Source organism: Mycobacterium sp. ITM-2016-00317 (assembly GCF_002968295.1).
In the GTDB taxonomy this organism is placed as follows: Bacteria; Actinomycetota; Actinomycetes; order Mycobacteriales; family Mycobacteriaceae; genus Mycobacterium.
In genome coordinates this window covers 3315630-3334129 of sequence record NZ_CP134399.1, presented here as the reverse complement: position 1 = coordinate 3334129, position 18500 = coordinate 3315630, and the positions used below count along the sequence as shown (strand labels likewise).

Annotated in this window: 20 protein-coding genes; 19 read left to right on the top strand and 1 reads right to left on the bottom strand. The window is 68.9% G+C overall.

Going from position 1 to position 18500, the window contains the following annotated elements; genetic code table 11:
* Positions 1-37: 37 nt before the first annotated feature.
* The 18 genes from C6A87_RS15835 (at position 38) to C6A87_RS15750 (ending at position 16180) form a co-directional block, all read left to right on the top strand.
* Positions 38-736, top strand: a complete 699-nt coding sequence (locus C6A87_RS15835; protein WP_311113157.1) for a phosphonatase-like hydrolase — start codon at positions 38-40, stop codon at positions 734-736.
* A 646-nt stretch (positions 737-1382) separates the two neighbouring features.
* A complete protein-coding gene (locus C6A87_RS15830; RefSeq protein ID WP_311113156.1) occupies positions 1383-2036 on the top strand; it encodes a hypothetical protein in 654 nt (217 codons plus the stop codon).
* A 143-nt stretch (positions 2037-2179) separates the two neighbouring features.
* Complete coding sequence (locus C6A87_RS15825; protein ID WP_311113155.1) at positions 2180-2887, top strand: response regulator transcription factor; 708 nt, start codon at positions 2180-2182, stop codon at positions 2885-2887.
* 194 nt (positions 2888-3081) lie between these two features.
* Positions 3082-4674 (top strand): ABC transporter substrate-binding protein, encoded by a 1593-nt coding sequence (locus C6A87_RS15820; RefSeq protein WP_311113154.1) that lies wholly within the window; start codon positions 3082-3084, stop codon positions 4672-4674.
* Positions 4671-5630, top strand: a complete 960-nt coding sequence (locus C6A87_RS15815) for an ABC transporter permease (protein ID WP_311113153.1) — start codon at positions 4671-4673, stop codon at positions 5628-5630. Before C6A87_RS15820 ends, C6A87_RS15815 begins: the two co-directional genes overlap by 4 nt.
* A gap of 5 nt (positions 5631-5635) precedes the next feature.
* On the top strand, positions 5636-6577 hold the full coding sequence (locus tag C6A87_RS15810) for an ABC transporter permease (protein ID WP_311113152.1): 942 nt from the start codon (positions 5636-5638) through the stop codon (positions 6575-6577).
* Positions 6577-7212: an ABC transporter ATP-binding protein gene (locus tag C6A87_RS15805; protein WP_311113151.1), complete on the top strand. Its 636-nt coding sequence runs from the start codon at positions 6577-6579 to the stop codon at positions 7210-7212. Before C6A87_RS15810 ends, C6A87_RS15805 begins: the two co-directional genes overlap by 1 nt.
* Complete coding sequence (locus tag C6A87_RS15800) at positions 7143-7457, top strand: hypothetical protein (RefSeq protein WP_311113150.1); 315 nt, start codon at positions 7143-7145, stop codon at positions 7455-7457. The genes C6A87_RS15805 and C6A87_RS15800 overlap by 70 nt, the downstream gene beginning before the upstream one ends.
* Positions 7447-8259 carry a dipeptide/oligopeptide/nickel ABC transporter ATP-binding protein gene (locus C6A87_RS15795; RefSeq protein ID WP_311113149.1) on the top strand — a complete coding sequence of 271 codons (813 nt, stop codon included), beginning with the start codon at positions 7447-7449 and terminating at the stop codon, positions 8257-8259. Before C6A87_RS15800 ends, C6A87_RS15795 begins: the two co-directional genes overlap by 11 nt.
* A gap of 9 nt (positions 8260-8268) precedes the next feature.
* Entirely contained in the window at positions 8269-9624 is a 1356-nt protein-coding gene (locus C6A87_RS15790) for an amidase (RefSeq protein WP_311113148.1), read from the top strand.
* A gap of 42 nt (positions 9625-9666) precedes the next feature.
* Positions 9667-9864: a hypothetical protein gene (locus tag C6A87_RS15785; RefSeq protein ID WP_311113147.1), complete on the top strand. Its 198-nt coding sequence runs from the start codon at positions 9667-9669 to the stop codon at positions 9862-9864.
* 15 nt (positions 9865-9879) lie between these two features.
* Positions 9880-11286 carry an amidase gene (locus C6A87_RS15780; RefSeq protein WP_311113146.1) on the top strand — a complete coding sequence of 469 codons (1407 nt, stop codon included), beginning with the start codon at positions 9880-9882 and terminating at the stop codon, positions 11284-11286.
* A 1-nt stretch (position 11287) separates the two neighbouring features.
* Positions 11288-11734, top strand: coding sequence for an urease accessory protein UreE (locus tag C6A87_RS15775; protein WP_311113145.1), 447 nt, complete (start codon positions 11288-11290; stop codon positions 11732-11734).
* Positions 11727-12392, top strand: a complete 666-nt coding sequence (locus tag C6A87_RS15770; protein ID WP_311113144.1) for an urease accessory UreF family protein — start codon at positions 11727-11729, stop codon at positions 12390-12392. Before C6A87_RS15775 ends, C6A87_RS15770 begins: the two co-directional genes overlap by 8 nt.
* 8 nt (positions 12393-12400) lie before the next feature.
* Entirely contained in the window at positions 12401-13063 is a 663-nt protein-coding gene (ureB, locus tag C6A87_RS15765) for an urease subunit beta (RefSeq protein ID WP_311113143.1), read from the top strand.
* On the top strand, positions 13060-14766 hold the full coding sequence (gene ureC / locus C6A87_RS15760; protein ID WP_311113142.1) for an urease subunit alpha: 1707 nt from the start codon (positions 13060-13062) through the stop codon (positions 14764-14766). The genes ureB and ureC overlap by 4 nt, the downstream gene beginning before the upstream one ends.
* Positions 14763-15368 carry an urease accessory protein UreG gene (ureG, locus tag C6A87_RS15755; protein ID WP_311113141.1) on the top strand — a complete coding sequence of 202 codons (606 nt, stop codon included), beginning with the start codon at positions 14763-14765 and terminating at the stop codon, positions 15366-15368. The genes ureC and ureG overlap by 4 nt, the downstream gene beginning before the upstream one ends.
* Positions 15365-16180: an urease accessory protein UreD gene (locus tag C6A87_RS15750; RefSeq protein WP_311113140.1), complete on the top strand. Its 816-nt coding sequence runs from the start codon at positions 15365-15367 to the stop codon at positions 16178-16180. The genes ureG and C6A87_RS15750 overlap by 4 nt, the downstream gene beginning before the upstream one ends.
* Here the strand turns inward: C6A87_RS15750 and C6A87_RS15745 are convergent.
* Positions 16123-16899 (bottom strand): SDR family NAD(P)-dependent oxidoreductase, encoded by a 777-nt coding sequence (locus tag C6A87_RS15745; RefSeq protein WP_311113139.1) that lies wholly within the window; start codon positions 16897-16899, stop codon positions 16123-16125. The two genes, C6A87_RS15750 and C6A87_RS15745, sit on opposite strands and share 58 nt — an antisense overlap.
* Positions 16900-17014: 115 nt before the next feature.
* Between C6A87_RS15745 and C6A87_RS15740 the strand changes: the two genes are divergently transcribed.
* The gene (locus C6A87_RS15740; protein WP_311113138.1) at positions 17015-18496 is read left to right on the top strand and encodes an FGGY-family carbohydrate kinase; all 1482 of its coding nucleotides are present in this window, start codon (positions 17015-17017) and stop codon (positions 18494-18496) included.
* Positions 18497-18500 lie beyond the last annotated feature (4 nt).

The window sequence follows — 18500 nt, the reverse complement described above, 5'->3', positions numbered from 1 at the left end:
CTCGCCGTTGAGGCGCCAATTAATTGAGAGGAAAGCTATGAGCAACAACACCACCGGGTCGATAAGTCTGGTTGTCTTCGATATGGCAGGCACGACCGTTGAGGACAGCGGGCTGGTGCAGCGAGCGTTCCTCGCCGCCGACGAGCACGCCGGCCTCTCGGCGACGCCCGCCGACCGCGAGGAGATGCTGAGGTATGTCTCCGAGACCATGGGGCAGTCGAAGATCGTCGTTTTCCGGCACTTGGCCGGCGGCAACGAGCAGCAGGCGCAGGCGGCGAACATGGAGTTCGAGCGCGCTTACGCGCAACTGGTTGCCGAGGGCAACTGCAGTCCCATCCCCGGCGTCGAGGACGTCGTGCAGACATTGCGTTCCCGCGGTATCAAGTCTGCGTTGACGACTGGCTTCGCCGCCGAAACTCAGTCGGCCATCATCGATGCCCTGGGCTGGCAGAACTTTGCCGACGTCGTCTTGTGCCCGGGCCCGGGTGTTCGCGGCCGCCCGCACCCGGACATGCCGCTCACCGCGTTGATGCGCGCTGAGGCCGAATCGGTGTGCTCGATGGTTGTCGTCGGGGATACGTCCTCGGACATCGTCAGTGGCCTTCGCGCCGGCGCGCGGGCGGCAATAGGTGTGCTCACCGGTGCGCACGACACTGCGCAGCTGTCCGCGGCGGGCGCGACCCACATCCTGAACAGTGTCGCAGAGCTGCCGGCCCTTTTGGACACTCTCGACTAGGTACTGGCAACACGGGAACAGCGAAGACCTCCGGGTTGGCGTCGGACATAGCAACGACATCGATCTCGGGGGTCTTCGTTCTCTGTGCTGCCCTCACCGCCGCAGTCGGCGGCGGTAACTGCGGTTTCGCAACTCCGACCGGCTACCGAAACGGCATGGGCGGAATGGCGCTCGGCAGGTGGACCGGCGGGATCGCGCTCGGCAGTGGTACCGGTGGGATGGCGTTCGGCAGCTGCACGGGTGGGACCTCGTTCGGTAGCTGCACCGGCGGGACCGCACTCGGCAGCAGCACCGGCGGAACATCGCTGGGTAAGGGGAACGGGACCGGGGGCAGGGGTGGTACAGGCAGGGTGGTTTCGGGTTGGTCGGAGACGATGAGCGGGTCGGAGGCCGCGCCGCAGCCCACAGTCATCGCCAAAACGACCGGCATCGCGACGAGCAACGCCGTCGGCCGCCGCGGCGGTCCGGTGATCGCAGGCACTTTCCCACCCCCTCAACGAGGATGCCTTCGACGCTACACCGGGCCCGCGGTACACCAGCGATGTCAGTGCCGGCTGCTATCCATAGTCGACTCATCGACACGGAGGTAGGCATGGGGACATGGAGCCGCTGAAAGTCGACGGGGACCCCGGCGGTACTGGGTCCGGTGACGGTGGACTCCCAGCGCACACTGTGGCTGCCCGAGTCGGGGTTGCATCCGCTGCCGCCCGGTCTGGGCCGGTTTCCGCTGCGCAGAGTCGCCGACTACCCGGATACCGCACCGAGCGAATGGCTGTCGCGCGGCGGGGTGATGCTACCGAGCTACCAGCGCGAGGCCATGTGGCTGTCGTTCGAAGCGTCCGAACCCGCCGCATTGCAAGTCGGCGCCGGCAAGGTGTGCGCGGTCAGCGGCCTGCCGTGGATCGAGCATCTTGTCGGGCAGCCGCAGAACTATGTGGCGTTGCCGAAGCATCCGTGGTTGGACGGCATCAACGCCGGAGACAGGTTCATCCGCCAGTTCGTCGCCGTGCCGCTGGGCACCGGAGCCACCGTCGAGGGACAGGTCACCGGGCAGGAGACCCACGGGCGTGCAGTTGCGCGCCGGCTGCGGGCATGGGACTCGGGCCGGCGGGCGGGTGTTCGTGCACCTGTGCTCGGCCGCGCAATGTGCGACCTCGACCCGCCGGAGAACCTGGCGAACCTCACCAGTGTCGGCAAAAACCTTGGTGTGGCGGAAGATCCGTTCGTGCCGGTCGACCCCGCGGACGCGGTCGCGCTGGGCGTCGGCGGATCGGACGCGGTCACGGACGGGAAGTGGTAGCGCGGGTTCGCGACCCGCACGCCGTCGTGTGGCCCATCTCACGACGGCTGTAACAGCTAAGAAACAGTCACCGAACATCGCCGACGCCCGCGTGTAGTGCACTGTCTCCCGACATCGCAGATCTCGGGGACGGAGAGGCGCCGATGACTTGCACGGACATCGATGCTCCTGACTTCACGGCCATCGCCACGGCGATGGCCTCCACCGACACCGAGGTGCGCATCCGCGGCGCGATCGACTTCCTGCGCGTCGAGACGGGCTGCGACACCTTCCTGGTCGCCTACAAGCCTCCGCAGAGCGCGGGGTTCGCACTGGTGAAGTCGGTAGGCTATTCGGATTCCGTGGCAACGTATCTGAGTTCGGACATCCAGTCGATGCCGGAGTTTCAGACGCAGTTCTCCGACCACACCCGGATCACCGACTGGTTCGACGTACCCGAGTTCGCCGAGTCCTACAGCGGCGCGGAGATTCTGCGCCCGGAGGGCTTCACGAACGGTTTCCTGATGGTGCTGCACGACGGCGCAGGCGATGTCGTCGGCATGTGCCAGGCCAACATGGAGCACCCGCAGTTCTCGGCGCGCAGCCGCTGCATGATCGAGACGGCCCGCCCGCTGTTCACCAAGTACGTCACGCGGTTACGCGCCGAGGCGAGAGCTCACCTGACCCCGCGCGAGCAGGACATCCTGGCGCTGCTGCGCGGCGGCCTGTCCAACGCCGAGATCAGCGAGCGGCTCTATCTGTCCCCGCGGACCGTCAGCACCCACGTCGAACGGGTGCTGCGCAAACTCGGCGTCGCCAATCGCGTGGCCGCCGCCGTGCACGCCACCGAACTCGAACTCGGCGCCCCGTAACGTCCCGGAAACCGTTCGGCTCCAGCGAAATACGTCAGATGACGGATATCGGTCCGATCAGATCGCACCTACTCTGAGTTTCGAAGTCGCCGCCAGTCACTGCCCGCCGGGGTGCAGTGTCCACCACCGCGGCGTGCGTCTCTTCCGACACCCGGAGGCCCACAGATGACCTACCGACCGTCAGGTGGCATGCGATGAAGCGGCTCGCCTCGGTGTGCGCCGTCGCCCTGCTCACGATCGCCGCTGTCGTCGGCTGCGGACGGGAACCCGTACAGACAGGCAACATCTTCGTCATCGCGATCGAGTCCGAGGCCGACATCCTCGACCCGCAGGTCGCCGGCGGATGGGTGACCTGGCGGATCAACCGGCAGATCTTCGAACCACTCGTCGACCAGGACCTGACCATCCCGTCCGCCGAGGCGACCATCCCGCCGCTGAAACCGGGCCTCGCAGAATCGTGGGACATCTCCGACGACGGACTGGACTACACGTTCCACATCCGGCAGGGGGTGCGCTTCCACGACGGCACCGCGCTGGACGCGAAGGCCGTGGAGTACAACGTGCGCCGGATGTGGGACAAGGAGTCCCCGATGTACTCGGCCCGCGCGGGCGGCCAGACCGGATTCGTCTGGAAGTTCGTCGAATCCGTGGCCGTTCTCGACGAGTACACGCTGAGAATCCGTCTGAAGCAACCGTTCTCGGAGTTCCTGCGGATGCTCACCCAGGGCGGCAACGGCTCCGCCGCCATCATCAGCCCTACCGCGCTGCAGACCTACGGCGACGACATCGCCGACCATCCTGTGGGCACCGGGCCGTTCAAGTTCAAAGAACGCATCCGCGGCGAACGCATCGATCTGGTCCGCAACGACGACTACTGGGGCAAGGTGCCCAACATCGACGGTGTCGTGTTCCGGCCGCTGCCGGACCCGTCGGCACGCACCGCCGCGCTGCGCTCCGGGGACGTCGACATGATCGCGGTACCCAACCCCGACAGCATCGACAACCTCGTCAGCGAGGGATATCAACTCTCCGAGGGCATTCCGCCGCACACCTGGTACCTGTCCTTCAACATGAAGGACCGCTACACCTCGATCCCCGAGGTGCGTCAGGCGATCAATCTCGCGGTCAACCGGGACGGCATGGCACGCGACCTGCTGCGCGGATCGGTCACCCCCGCCTACGGCGTCCAGGCCATCTCGGCCGGCGGATACGTGGAGCGCCGAGACGTCTACGAACGCAACCTCGACAAGGCGCGTGAGCTGCTCGCGTCGGTCGGCCTGGAGAACGGGTTCAAGACGACGCTGATCACCTCCACCGACGGCTCGGGACAGATCATGCCCGCGCAGATGGCCGAGTACCTTCAGCAGAACCTGGCCGAGATCGGCGTCGACCTCGACATCCAGACCCAGGAATGGATCTCGTACCTGGGCGTGTGGGCCCGGGGAGCCCAGGACGGCGTCGGCATGTCCCAGATGTCCTGGGGGATGACCAGCCCCTACTGGCTCTACATCGTCACCTCCTCGGAGCTGCAGGCGCCCAACGGTCCGAACGTCGGCTACTACTCCAACCCCGAACTGGACGAGGCGATGAACAACGCGATCACCGCGCTGGACCCGGCGGAGGCCGAGAAGTGGTGGCGGGAGGCCAACAACATCGTCAGTGACGACGCCGCGCTGGTCCCGATCGTCAACGACAAGGCGCCGTATGTGCTGGCGCCTTACGTCTCCGGCTTCGTGTCGGCCAGCGAGGAGTGGTACGACCTGACGGAAGTGAGGCTCGAACAATGACCCGTGTCATCGGAAGTCGGCTGCTCTCAACAGCTCTGGTGCTGTTCGGCGTCAGCCTGATCGTCTTCCTGCTGCTGCAGATGGTCCCCGGCGACCCCGCCGTGACGATCCTGGGCACGGGGGCGACCGCGGAGACCGTCGCCGCGCTGCGCACCGAGTTGGGCCTGGACCGCGCGCTGCCCGTCCAGTTCTTCGAGTATCTCGGCGGCCTGCTGCAGGGTGACCTGGGCCGGTCCCTGACAGTCAACGCCCCCGTCACCGACATCATGGTGCCGAGATTCACCAACACCCTCGTCCTGACCGGCGCCGCGCTGGTGCTGTGCATCGTGGTGGCCGTGCCTCTCGGCGTCATCGCCGCGCACAAGCAGTACAGCATCTTCGACCGCGCCTCCATGGTCATCTCGCTGGCCGGCGCCAGCGTCCCGGTGTACTGGTTCGGGCTGCTGCTGATCGGCGTCTTCGCGATCACGCTCGGGTGGCTGCCCACGTCGGGCATGTACAACCCGCGCTTTCCCGGCGGAATGGGCGATCTGCTCGCGCACCTGGTCCTGCCCGCCATCGCGGCCGCACTGGTCCCGCTCGCGGTCATCGCGCGGATGACGCGCAGCGTGATGGTCGACATCCTGGCCCAGGACTACATCCGCACCCTGCGTGCCTCCGGGCTGTCGACGACGTCGGTGCTGTGGCGCCACGCGCTGCGCAACGCGCTGCCCCCGGTGGTCAATGTGATCGGCCTGCAGGTCGGCTACCTGCTGGGCGGGGTGGTGTTCGTAGAGGTCGTGTTCGGCTGGCCGGGTCTGGGTCAGCAGCTCTACACCTCCATCACCCAGCGCGACATCCCGGTCGTGCAGGCCGGTGTGCTGTTCATCGCGCTGGCGTTCGTGATCATCAACCTCTTCGCCGACACGGCGGTCGGCCTGCTCGATCCGCGCACCAGAAGGAAGGCCACAGCATGAGTGCAATGACCGATGCCGCGGTCGGGATGGGCCGCTCCCTGGTCGGGGCCCGCCGCGCCCCCGCGGGTGGCGACATGCGCACCGAATCCGATGCGTCGCAGCCACAGTGGCGTCTCGCGGTACGCGCATTCGGGCGCGACAAGTGGGCGGTGGTATCCCTGGGCGTGCTGGTCCTGGTGGCGCTGGCTGCGGTGTTCGCGCCGCTGCTGACGCCCTACAGCCCGGTGGCCGGTGACCCGGTCAACCGGCTGGCCGGCGTCGGCACCGACGGCCACCTGCTGGGCCTGGACGGGCAGGGCCGCGACATCTGGACCCGGCTGCTCTACGGCGGCCGCAACTCGTTGACCGTCGCGGTGGTCCCGGTGCTCGTGGTCTTCCCGCTGGCGCTGATGATCGGACTGTTCGCCGGTTACCGGCGCAGCCGCGCAGGCGAGACGCTGATGCGGATCCTCGACGTGCTGTTCGCGTTCCCGCTGGTGTTGCTGGCGATCGCGCTGTCGGCGGTGCTGGGCGCCGGGCTGGGCAACGTGATGCTCGCGATCGGTATCACGCTGATCCCGTACATGGCGCGGGTCGCCTACACCGCCACCGTTCAGGAATCGTCCAAGGACTACATCGAGGCCGCCCGCGCCTACGGCGCCAACCCGGTGCTGCTGATGTTCCGTGAGCTGATGCCGAACGTGGTGGTCCAGCTGCTGGTCTACGCCACCACGCTGTGCGGGCTGATGATCGTGGTGGCGTCGGGCCTGAGCTTCCTCGGAGTCGGTGTCATCCCACCCACCCCGGACTGGGGGATCATGACCGCTGACGGGAAAAACGTTCTGCTGGAAGGCATCTACCACGTGGCCACGATCCCGGGCCTGCTGATCCTCGTCGTCTCGCTGGCGTTCAACCTCGTCGGCGACGGCATCCGTGACGCCCTCGACCCGCGAAAGCAGACCAGCTGATGCACAACGCACTGGAGATCAAGAACCTGTCCGTCGAGTTCCACACCGACGGTGGTGTGGTCCACGCGGTCAAGAACGCGAACATCACCGTCCGCGACGGCGGCATCCTCGGGCTGGTGGGGGAGTCGGGCTCGGGCAAGTCGGTGACCTCACTGGCGGTGCTGCGCCTGCTGGGCACCACCAGGGCCCGGATCACCAGCGGGGAGATCCTGTTCCGCGGCGAGAACCTGCTGGACAAGACCGACAAGCAGATGCGTGCCATCCGAGGACCGCACATCGGCCTCGTCTCGCAGAACGCGCTGTCGGCGCTGGACCCGTCATTTACCATCGGCGCACAGCTCATGGAGGTGATCCGGCTGCACCAGCGCGTCGACAAGGCCACCGCTCGGGCGAAAGCGCTCGAGGTGCTGGACCTGGTCGCCCTGCCGGACCCGAAGCGCCGGATGAAGTCCTACCCGCACGAGCTCTCCGGCGGCCAGCGTCAGCGCGTCGTCATCGCGATCGCCCTGTCGTGCCGCCCGAACTGTTGCTGGCCGACGAGCCCACCACCGCACTGGACGCCACCGTGCAGAAGCAGATCCTCGACCTGCTCGTCGAGATCAACCGGGAACTCGGCACATCGATCCTGCTGGTGACCCACGACTTCGGCGTCGTGGCCCACGTGTGCACCGACGTCACCGTCATGCGCCGCGGGGACGTGCTGGAATCCGGCACCGTGGACCAGGTGCTGAACCGGCCGCAACATCCGTACACCAAGGGACTGATGCGCGCGGTGCCCCGCCTGCGGCTCGACGACGCCACCCGCGGGGTGCCGCGCGCCGACCGGCGGCTGTTCGAGTTCCACGGCGACACCACGAAGGAGACCGCCGATGTCGCGTAGCGAACCACTGATCCGCGTCACCGATCTCACCAAGGTGTTCTCCGTGCGCGGGGAGGACGGCAAACGCGGCGACTTCGTCGCGGTGGACTCGGTCAGCTTCGACATCCAGCGGGGCGAAACCTTCGGCTTGATCGGCGAATCCGGCTCCGGCAAGACCACCACCGGCCGCATGGTGATGCGGCTGGAGACCCCGACATCGGGGTCGGTGACCTTCGACGGCAACGAACTGGTCGGCCTGTCCGACCTGGACATGCGCCGCTACCGCCGACACATCCAGATGGTGTTCCAGGACTCGGGTTCGGCGTTCAACCCGCGCCGCAGCGTCGGCGCGCAGATCGCCTACCCGCTGACCCTGTTCCGTGCCGTCGGCTCAGCCGCCGAGGCCCGCAAGAAGACGCTGGAGCTGCTGGACCGGGTCGGCATGCTGCCGTCGCACTACGACCGCTACATCCACGAATTCTCCGGCGGGCAGCGGCAGCGCCTCGGCATCGCCCGCGCGCTGGTCACCGACCCCGAGTTCGTGGTCCTCGACGAACCCACCGCGGCGCTGGACGTGTCCGTGCAGGCGCAGATCCTCAACCTGCTCAAAGACCTTCAGCGCGAACGCAAGCTGACGATGCTGCTGATCACGCACAACCTGGCACTCGTCGAGCACATGTGCGAACACGCAGGCGTGCTGGACCACGGCAGGCTCGTCGAGTCCGGCCCGGTGGACCAGCTGCTCACCGACCCCGGCACCGAGATCACCCGCAAGCTCGTCGACGCCGTGCTCGAACCGGACCTGGCCGCGGCCGCCGGCTGAAAGGACACCATGACCGAAGTGCTCGCCGCCGAGCCCGCCACCGCACCCGACCCCGTCGACGCGGTACGCGCCGCGCTGGCCCAGGTCGCCCGGACCGAGGACAAGGTGCAGGCCTTCGCCGCGGTCTTCGCCGACGAGGCGCTCGCCGTGGCCCAGCGCCAGCGCGAGACCGGCCCGGCGGGAGCGCTGGCCGGGCTCCCCGTGGTCGTCAAGGACATCTATGACGTCGGCGGCTACCGCACCGGCAACGGATCGCTCGGCGCCCCAGAGCATCTGGCGACGGAGGACTCCGAGGCGGTGCGGCGGATACGGGCGGCCGGCGCGATCATCCTGGGCAAGACCACCACCCACGAGTACGCCTACGGCGTCTGCACCCCGCCGACGCGGAACCCGTGGTCGCTGGACCGCATCCCCGGCGGCTCCAGCGGTGGCACCGGCGCGGCCATCGCCGCGGGGGTGACGACCGCCGGGCTGGGCACCGATACCGGAGGATCGATCCGCATCCCGGCTGCGCTGTGCGGGGTCACCGGCCACAAGCCGACGTTCGGCACGGTGAGTCGGCGCGGGGTCAGCGCACTCAGTTCCACACTCGACCACACCGGACCGCTGGGCCGCACCGTCGAGGACACCGTCGCGCTGCTGGAGGTGATCGCCGGCCACGACCCGGCCGACCCGTACAGCAACGCCGCGCCGGTGCCGGACTTCCGCAGCGAATTCGACCGCGGCCTGGACGGTCTGACCATCGGGGTCGCCGAACCGTACTTCTGCGACCGGCTCGCCCCTGACGTGGCCGCGACCTTCGACGACGCGGTTCGCAGCCTGGAACGCGCCGGCGCGACCATCCGCCGAGTGAAGTTCACCGACGTCGAGTTGTGCCCGCACGTGGTCAACGTGGTCTGCGGGGTCGAGGCCGCCACCTGGCACGCGGCGCAGACCGGCATGAGCCCCGACAAGTTCGGTGACGACGTCCAGCAGGCGCTGGCCGTCGGCGCGGCTTACACCGGTGTCGAGTACCTGGAGGCGCTGCGCGCCCGGACCGCGGTCATCGCGGGCATGGACGCGATGTTCGCCGAAGTCGACGTGCTGGTGTCGGCCACCATTGCGATGACCGCGCCGCCGTACGGTTCGACCGAGGTCGAGCTTGGCGGCACGACCGTGCGAATTCTCGACGGCATCAACGCGCTGACCGTGCCCGCGAACGTCACCGGGATGCCGGCGCTGACCGTGCCCGCGGGCTTCGGCACCGACGGACTGCCGATCGGCCTGCAGCTGATGGCCCGCCCCGGGGCCGACGCGACGGTGCTCGGTGCGGGGCGCAGTTTCGAGACGCTCGCCGGCGGCGTCCGTGTGCCGGTTTTGACGTGACCCAGCCGAGGTGACGTACCACCACAACCCCGAGGAGATCCCATGTCCGACACCACCCCCGAGCCGTCCGCGGAGGACATCTCCGCGGTGTTCGAGTACGCCGGCCTGACCGTCGCGCCGGAGCGGCTGGCCGAGCACTACGAGACCTACGCATCCACCCTCGCGCTGATCCGCCGTGCCTCGGTCGACGGGCTGGGCGAAACCGTCCCCGCGGTCGGGTTCAACGCCGGCTGGTACTGAGAAAGGCACACACTGATGGAACTGTACGAACTCCCGCTCATCGAGGTCGCGGCGAAGATCAAGGCCAAGGAGGTCTCACCGGTCGAGGTCACCCGCTCGTCGCTGCAGCGGCTCGAGGAGACCGAGCCCGCGCTGACCGCGTTCGTCACCACCACCCCCGAGATCGCGCTGGAGCAGGCCAAGATCGCCGAGAAGGAGATCGCCGACGGCAATTACCGCGGGCCCCTGCACGGCATCCCGCTGGGTGTCAAGGACCTCTACGACACCGCCGGGGTGAAGACCACCTCGAGCTCCGCGCAGCGGGACACCTATGTCCCCGAGGCCGACTCGGTGTCCGTCGCGAAACTCTTCGACGCCGGGATGATCCTGATCGGCAAGACCCACACGCACGAATTCGCCTACGGCGCAACGACACCGACTTCGGGGAATCCGTGGGCGCCGGACCGGACCCCGGGCGGGTCCAGCGGCGGATCCGGTGCCGCAGTCGGCGCGGGCGTGGTGCACGTCGCGCTGGGCAGCGACACCGGCGGGTCGATCCGCATCCCGGCGGCGTTGTGCGGCACCGTCGGGCTGAAACCGACCTACGGGCGGGCCTCCCGCGTTGGGGTGGCGTCGCTGTCCTGGTCGCTGGACCACGTCGGCCCGCTGAGCCGCAACGTGATCGACTCCGCGCTCGTCATGACCGCGATGTCCGGCTACGACCGGCGCGACCCCGCCACCGTCGACCGGCCGGTGCCCGACATGGCCGACGGCATCGACGCCGGGGTCGCCGGCAAGAAGATCGGCATCCCGACCAACTACTACACCCAGCAGATCGACCCCGAGGCCGCCGCCGCGGCCGCGACGGCGGCCGCGCTGCTGGAAGGGTTGGGCGCAGAACTGGTCGAGGTGCAGATCCCGCTGGCCGAACACATCATCCCGACCGAGTGGGCCATCATGATGCCTGAGGCCGCCGCCTACCACCACGACTACCTGCGCCACTCGCCGGAGAAGTTCACCGACGAGGTGCGCACGCTGCTGGAGGTCGGCGCCGCCGAACTGGCCACCGACTACGTCAACGCGCTGCGGCTGCGCACCCTGATCCAGGGCGCGTGGCGGGACATGTTCGACAGCATCGACGTGCTGCTCGCACCCACCCTGGTCGGCCCGGCGACGCTGCGATCCGATCCGTTCATCACGTGGCCCGACGGCACGGCCGAGGCGGCGACGGCCGCGTACGTGCGCTACTCGGCGCCGGCCAACGTGACCGGGCTGCCGTCGCTGTCGGTGCCCGCCGCCTTCACCTCCGGCGGTCTCCCGCTCGGCGTGCAGATCCTCGGCAAGCCGTTCGCCGAGCCGGAGATCCTGCAGGTCGGCTATGCGCTGGAACAGAACTCGGACGTCGTCGGCCGGATCGCCCCGGTCACCGCAGAAGCGGCCTGACGTGCGGTTGCTGGACGGCGTCGTCGGGTGGGTCCACGACGACGCCGTCGCTTCCCGGCTGCAGGAGCTGCGCCACCAGCATGCCGTGGAGTACGTGCACCTCGACGTCTACGACCTGGATCGCAGGCGGTTGAGGGTGACCTCCGACGCGGGCGTCGACTATGCCGTCGCGCTGACCGGTGACACCGGCCTCGCCGACGGGGCGGTGCTGCTGCTGGAGGCCGACCGGGCCGTCGTGGTGCGTGCGGGCGCACCGACCCGGATGACGTTGCGGGCCTGCGACGTCGGGGCCGCGCTGCAGCTGGGCTTCCTCGCCGGGCATCTGCACTGGAAGGTCGACCGGGACGACGACAGGCTGGTGGTGCACCTGGAGTCCGCGGAGCCGGATTACACGGCCCGCATCGCCGATCTGCTGGACAGCGGCCGCGTCGAGCGTGTCGATGACTGACACCGGACAGCTGCTCGCGGCGATCCGGTTCGCCGACAGCGCCTTTCCGTCAGGGGGCTTCGCGTTCTCGTCGGGTCTGGAGGGATCGCACCGCGACGGCTTGGTGTGCGACGAGGACGACGTCACCGCGTTCACCGCCGAGCAGCTGCACGGCCGGTGGCACCACTGTGACCGGGTGCTGCTGCGCAGCGCGTGGGCCGCCGACCCGGCCGAAGTCGACCTGCTCGCCGAGGCCTGCGCCACGATGTCGGTGCTGCGGGAAGCCTCCCGCCGGGCGGGCGCGGCCACGCTGGCCACGTTCACCGCGGTCGTCCGCGCCGGGGCAGGGGAGGTGGCCGACTACCGTGACCGGGTCCTGGCCGGCACCGCTCCCGGGCACCTGCCGGTCGTGCAGGCGGTGTGCCTGCGCGCCGCGGGACTGACCCTGGCCACCGCCGAGACGGTGGCGATATGGCAGGTGCTGTCCGGAATCACCGGCGCCGCACTACGTCTGGGGATCATCGGGCACCTCGGCGCCCAGCGGATCGCGACGACGCTGACCCCGCATCTGCTCGACGTGCTGGCCCTGCGGCCGCGCACCACCCCCGCCCCGTTCACCGCCTACGCCGACATCGCCGCGCAACGTCGCGGCGACGGCGTGCGCCTGTTCGCCAGTTGAGGAGAGAGATGAACCTGACGCCCACCGAACTCGAGCGGCTGACTGTGTTCAGCGCCGCGGAACTGGCCCGGCGCAACCTGCGCGAGGGTGTGCTGCTCAGCCACCCGGAGGCGGTGGCGTTGCTGGTCGACGAGGTGCTGTTGGCCGCGCGCAAGAACCTGGCCTACGACGAGGTGATCGACCACGCCTCCGGGCTGCTCGGCGCCGCGCAGTGTGAGCCCGGGGTCCCCGACATGGTGGGCATCGTCGCGGTGGACGCGCCGTTCCCCGACGGGACCAAACTGGTGACGCTGATCGATCCGATCACCCAGGGCCAGGACGCGATCCGGCCCGGTGAGGTCATCGTCGGCGACGAACCCGTGCAACTGTTCCCCGGTGCGCCGCGGATCGCGCTCACCGTGGTCAACCGCGGCGATCGCGACATCCAGGTGCGCAGCCAGTCGCACTTCTTCGAGACCAACGCGGCACTGGACTTCGACCGGCGTGCGGCGTGGGGCCACAAGCTCGACATTCCGTCGGGCTCCGGGGTGCGTTTCGAACCCGGCATCCCCGTCGAGGTGCGCCTGGTCCCGATGGCCGGCGCGCGCGTCATCCAGGGGTTCTCCGGCACTGTGGACGGGCCCCTGGACGCCGACGGCGCGCTGGAGCACGCGGTGAGTGGACTGTCATGACCGCGATCGACCGTAAGGCCTATGCCCGCGCGTTCGGCCCCACCACCGGCGACCGGGTCCGGCTGGCCGACTCCGAACTGTTCGTCGAGGTCGAGCACGACCACACCGTGCCGGGCTACGAACTGCTCAGCGGCGCGGGAAAAAGCGTGCGGGACGGCGAAGGCTACCGGCCGTCGACCAGGGTCGCCGACGGGGCGCTGGACTACGTGATCATGAACGCGCTGATCATCGACGCGGTGACGGGGATCGTCAAGGCCGACATCGGGATCCGCGACGGGCGCATCGTCGGCATCGGCAAGGCCGGTAACCCCGACACCATGCCCGGTGTCACCGCCGGCATGGTCGTCGGAACCGCGACCACGCCGATCCCCGCCGAAGGCATGATCGTCACCGCGGGCGCCATCGAGACCCACGCGCATCTGATCTCCCCGCAGCAGACCGAGCACGCGTTGTCGACCGGAACGACCACGCTGATCGGCGGCTCCCTGGGGCCGACGTTCGAGGTCGCCACCGGCGGGCCGCGCAACCTCGGCCTGTTCCTCAAGGCCGGCGAGTACACGCCGATGAACTACGTCCCGTTCGGACGTGGCTCCTCGGATCCCGCCGCGGTGCTCGAGATGGTGGCTGCCGGGGCCGGCGCGGTGAAGATCCACGAGGACTTCGGGGCGTCACCGGCGATCATCGACCAGACGCTGGTGGCTGCGGACTCCGCGGACTTCGCGGTGCACCTGCACACCGACTCGATCAACGAGTTCGGCTTCTCCGAGACCACCATGTCCACCATCGGTGACCGGACCATCCACCTGTACCACGTCGAGGGCGCGGGCGGGGGACATGCGCCGGACCTGATCCGCTGCGTCGGCTACGACAACGTCATCCCGGGCACCACGAACCCGACGAACCCGTACACCCTCGGCGGGCTCGACGAGGGCGTGCCGATGACGATGCTGGCGCACCTGATGAATTGGGACGTCCCGGAGGACGTCGCGTTCGCCGAGGCGAGGATCCGGCCGCAGACCATGGTCGCCGAGGACTTCCTGCACGACATGGGCGCGATCTCGATCTTCGGCAGCGACACCCAGGGCATGGGCCGGGTCGCGGAGAACATTGCCAACTGCTGGCAGCTGGCGTCGGTGATGAAGCAGCGGGTTGGCCGGCTTCCGGAGGAGACGACCGCGGCCGCCGACAACGAACGGGTCAAGCGCTACATCGCCAAACTCACGATCAATCCGGCGCTCTCGGTGGGGGCGGCGGCGCACATCGGCTCCGTCGAGGTGGGCAAGGTCGCCGATCTGGTCATCTGGCATCCGGCGTTCTTCGGCGTCAAACCGAAGGTGGTGCTCAAGAACGGGTTCGTCGCGTGGGCCGCGCTCGGGGACGCCGCCGGGTCCATCTCGTCGTCGGAGCCGGTGATCCAGCGGGCGAACTGGGGCGCGCTCGGGGACGCCGCCGCCGAGCTGGGGTTCGTGTTCATGTCGTCGCTGGCCGTCGACGCGGGTGTGCCGCAGCGGCTCGGTTTGCGCAAGAACGTGCTGCCCATCTCCTCGGTCCGCGGTCTGCGCAAGAGTGACATGGTGCGCAACAGCGCGCTGCCGCACGTCGAGGTCGACCCGCGCACGTTCGACGTCCGCGCCGACGGCGAGCTGCTCACCGCCGAACCCGCTGCGACCGTGCCGTTCTCGCGGAAGTACCTGCTGCGATGAGGGCCGCGAGGATCGGCATCGGCGGCCCCGTCGGGTCGGGCAAGACCGCGCTCGTCGAGGCGCTGCTGGCCGGGTTCGCCGCCCGCGGACGCGTGCTGTCGGTGATCACCAACGACCTGGTCACCGCCGAGGACGCCGAACGCGTGCGCCGGTCCGGGCTGATCGATCCGCGGCGGGTCCGCGCCGTCGAGGCCGGCGGGTGCCCGCACACCGTGATCCGGGAGGACCCGTCGCTGAACGTCGCCGCCGCCGACGCGCTGGAGGCCGAGTTCCCCGACACCGAGATGATCCTGCTGGAATCGGGCGGGGACAACCTCGCGTCCACCTTCTCCCGCGACCTGGTCGACTACTGGCTGTTCGTGATCGATGTGGCCGGTGGCGACGACATCCCGCGCAAACGGGGCCCGGGCGTGTTGCGTTGTGATCTGTTGGTGGTCAACAAGGTTGATCTCGCGCCGTATGTCGGTGTGGACCTGCCGCTGATGCTGAAGGAGGCCGACGAGGTGCGGGCGGGCCGCCCCGTCGTCGCGATCAGCGCGCGCGGCGGCGACGGGCTGGACACGGTAATGGACGTGCTCGAACGCGAAGTGCTGTTCGTGTGACCGGTAGCGCCCGCAGGTCGCTGGACCTGGAGTTCGCCGATGTCGGCGGCCGCACCGCGCTGACCCGCCGCCGATACCGGTGGCCGCTGCTGATCGGACGGGTGTTCCCCGACAGCGCGCAGCCGGCGGTCGGATCGGTGACTGTGCAGAACGCGGCCGGGACCTTGATCCCCGGCGACGTGGTTACCCAGCGGATCGGTGTGGGCGACGGCGGGTCGGCGGTGGTGCGCGGTCAGGGCGCGACGATGGTCGCCGGCGTCCCGGGCGGCGAGCCGGCCGCGGAGGAGACCGAGGTGTGGGTGGACGCGACCGGCCGGCTGCTGCTCGACGCCTCGCCGCGCATCCTGACCCCGTACGCGCACTACCGTCAGCACACCCGGGTCTGCGTGACGCCGGGCGGACGCGCGGTCCTCGTCGACGCCGTGGTGCTGCACCCGGACCTGAGCCACGACATGTTCGGCAGCTACGAGTCCACCGTCGAGATCTTCGGTGATGACGGGGGATTGCTCGCGCTCGATGCGCAACTGCTCGACGCGATGCCCCGGGTCCGGCGCGCTCCCACGGCGTTTGCGACGGTATTCGTGATCGGCGACGACCTGGACACCGCGATGACCGCGGCGACCCCGGCCATCGAAGCTGCCGCCGCACCGGCGCTGGCCGGAGTGAGCGACCTGCCGAACGGGGCGGGCTGGGTCGTGCGACTCGCCGCCGACCACGGCGGCGCACTGCGGAGCGCCCTGGGCGCGGCGCTAGATCACTTGGGTGGCATCCGGATTCCGCCGTCGACCCGGACCACTTCGGCGTTCATGTAGGAGTTGGTGATCAGTTCGACCACCATCGACGCCAGCTCTTCCGGTTTGCCCAGCCGGCGCGGGTAGAGAACCGATTCGCCGAGCTTGGCCTTGAAGGCCTCCGAGTCCGGCCCTTCGCCGTAGATCGGCGTGTCGATCAGGCCCGGGGCCACGGTGTTCACCCGGATTCCGACAGCGGCGAGGTCACGCGCCACCGGCAGGGTCAGCCCGACGACGCCGCCCTTGGACGACGAGTAGGCAGCTTGGCCGATCTGTCCGTCGAATGCCGCCACGCTGGTCATGTTGACGATGGCACCGCGTTCGCCGGACTCGGTGAGATCGAGCCGGCTCATCGCCGTCGCCGCGAGCCGAATGCAGTCGAACGTGCCGACCAGGTTGATGGCCAGCACCTTCTTGTAGGCGTCGAGGTTGTGCGCAGACGCGAACTCGCCATCCTTGCCGATAGTCCTTTGCGCCCAACCGATCCCCGCCGAGTTGACGAGCACGCGCAGCGGACCGAGGTCGACTGCGGTGTTCACGGCGTCTTCGATCTGGCCGGTGTCGGTGACATCGACGCTGACGAACACGCCACCGATTTCGTGTGCGAGCTCCTGACCGCGGTCGGCTTGCAGGTCGGCTACGACGACGCGGGCTCCCTTGGATGCCAGCAGCCGGGAAGTCGCGGCGCCGATGCCAGATGCTCCGCCGGTGACAATTGCACTAGTTCCTTTGACGTCCACGGCGTGAGTGTAGATCAGCGGTGATCCGCCTGATCAGAAGCCCGAAGGTGCGGATCTCCACCACCGGTCCGTCGCTTCCGGGGGAATCGCCACGGTCGCACCGTAGGGTGCAGTAGTGGACTTGCTGCTCGGAATCGACATGGGGACGGGAAGCACGAAGGGCGTCCTGGTCGACACGAACGGCACGGTCATCGCGTCCGAGTCCATCCCGCACGGGATGGATCTGCCCCGCCCGGGCTGGGCCGAGGTGGATGCCGAAGCGGTGTGGTGGCAGGAAGTGTGCGCCATCAGCGCGGCGCTGGCGGCGCAGGTGCCCGCCGGTGCGAGGCTGGCCGCGATGTGTGTCAGCGGTGTGGGCCCCTGCCTGCTGCTGTGCGACGCGGACCTGCGTCCGCTGCGCCCGGCGATCCTGTACGGCATCGACACCCGTGCCCACGCCGAGATTGTCTCGCTGACCGAGGAACTGGGCGAAGAGGCGATCCTCGATCGGGCGGGAACCCTGTTGTCGAGCCAGGCGGTCGGGCCCAAGATCGAATGGGTGCGCAGGCACGAGCCCAAGGTGTTCGAGTCGGCGAGGGGTTGGTATGGCTCCAATTCCTACATCGCGGCCAAGCTAACCGGCGAATACGTGATGGACCACCACACCGCCAGCCAGTGTGACCCGCTCTATGCCACCCGCGATTTCGACTGGAACCGCGAGTGGGCCGGCCGCATCTGCGGACATCTGCCGCTTCCGCGGCTGGTCTGGCCCAGCGAGATCGTCGGTGAGGTATCGGCGAACGCCGCACGCGAGACGGGGTTGCCTGCGGGGCTGCCGGTGGTCGCGGGCAGCGTGGACGCCTACTCCGAGGCCTATTCGGTGGGTGTCCGCCGGCCAGGTGACCAGATGCTGATGTACGGCTCCACCATGTTCCTGGTGCAGGTGATCGACGAGTACCACAGCGACCCGACGCTGTGGACGACCACGGGCGTGGAGCCGCGCAGCCTGGCGCTGGCCGCCGGCACCTCCACGGCGGGAAGCATGATCAGTTGGCTTCAAACCCTGACCGGTGGGGCCTCTTTCGACGAGCTGACCGCCGAGGCGCTGGCGGTGCCGCCGGGCAGTGAAGGTTTGCTGATGCTTCCCTACCTGGCCGGCGAGCGGACCCCGGTGTTCGATCCGCAGGCTCGCGGCCTGCTGGCCGGCCTGACCCTGCGGCACGGCAGGGGGCACCTGTTCCGGGCGGCCTACGAAGGGATCGCGTTCGGGATCCGGCAGATCTTGGAACGCTTCGACGACGCGCATTCGGGCACCCGCACCGTCGCCGTCGGCGGGGGGCTGAAGAGTCCGGTGTGGGCGCAGGCGGTCAGCGACGTGACCGGGCGCTCACAGTTGGTACCCGAACAGGCCATCGGAGCGAGCTACGGCGGCGCGCTGCTGGCCGCCGTCGGCGCCGGCCTGGTACCGGCCGACACGGACTGGGCGACTATCGCGCGCGAGATCACACCCGATCCGCGCAACCAGGCGATATATGACGAGCTGTACCGGACATGGGCGCAGTTGTATCCCAGCACCCGCGATCAGATGCACCGCCTTGCCGAGGTGGAGCCGGTCTGACCGG

Excerpts from the sequence above, each read along its gene's own strand:
- C6A87_RS15835 (WP_311113157.1), top strand. The coding sequence starts at position 38 with ATGAGCAACAACACCACCGGGTCGATAAGTCTGGTTGTCTTCGATATG.
- C6A87_RS15825 (WP_311113155.1), top strand. The coding sequence starts at position 2,180 with ATGACTTGCACGGACATCGATGCTCCTGACTTCACGGCCATCGCCACG.
- C6A87_RS15820 (WP_311113154.1), top strand. The coding sequence starts at position 3,082 with ATGAAGCGGCTCGCCTCGGTGTGCGCCGTCGCCCTGCTCACGATCGCC.
- C6A87_RS15815 (WP_311113153.1), top strand. The coding sequence starts at position 4,671 with ATGACCCGTGTCATCGGAAGTCGGCTGCTCTCAACAGCTCTGGTGCTG.
- C6A87_RS15810 (WP_311113152.1), top strand. The coding sequence starts at position 5,636 with ATGACCGATGCCGCGGTCGGGATGGGCCGCTCCCTGGTCGGGGCCCGC.
- C6A87_RS15805 (WP_311113151.1), top strand. The coding sequence starts at position 6,577 with ATGCACAACGCACTGGAGATCAAGAACCTGTCCGTCGAGTTCCACACC.
- C6A87_RS15795 (WP_311113149.1), top strand. The coding sequence starts at position 7,447 with ATGTCGCGTAGCGAACCACTGATCCGCGTCACCGATCTCACCAAGGTG.
- C6A87_RS15790 (WP_311113148.1), top strand. The coding sequence starts at position 8,269 with ATGACCGAAGTGCTCGCCGCCGAGCCCGCCACCGCACCCGACCCCGTC.
- C6A87_RS15785 (WP_311113147.1), top strand. The coding sequence starts at position 9,667 with ATGTCCGACACCACCCCCGAGCCGTCCGCGGAGGACATCTCCGCGGTG.
- C6A87_RS15780 (WP_311113146.1), top strand. The coding sequence starts at position 9,880 with ATGGAACTGTACGAACTCCCGCTCATCGAGGTCGCGGCGAAGATCAAG.
- C6A87_RS15770 (WP_311113144.1), top strand. The coding sequence starts at position 11,727 with ATGACTGACACCGGACAGCTGCTCGCGGCGATCCGGTTCGCCGACAGC.
- ureB (WP_311113143.1), top strand. The coding sequence starts at position 12,401 with ATGAACCTGACGCCCACCGAACTCGAGCGGCTGACTGTGTTCAGCGCC.
- ureC (WP_311113142.1), top strand. The coding sequence starts at position 13,060 with ATGACCGCGATCGACCGTAAGGCCTATGCCCGCGCGTTCGGCCCCACC.
- ureG (WP_311113141.1), top strand. The coding sequence starts at position 14,763 with ATGAGGGCCGCGAGGATCGGCATCGGCGGCCCCGTCGGGTCGGGCAAG.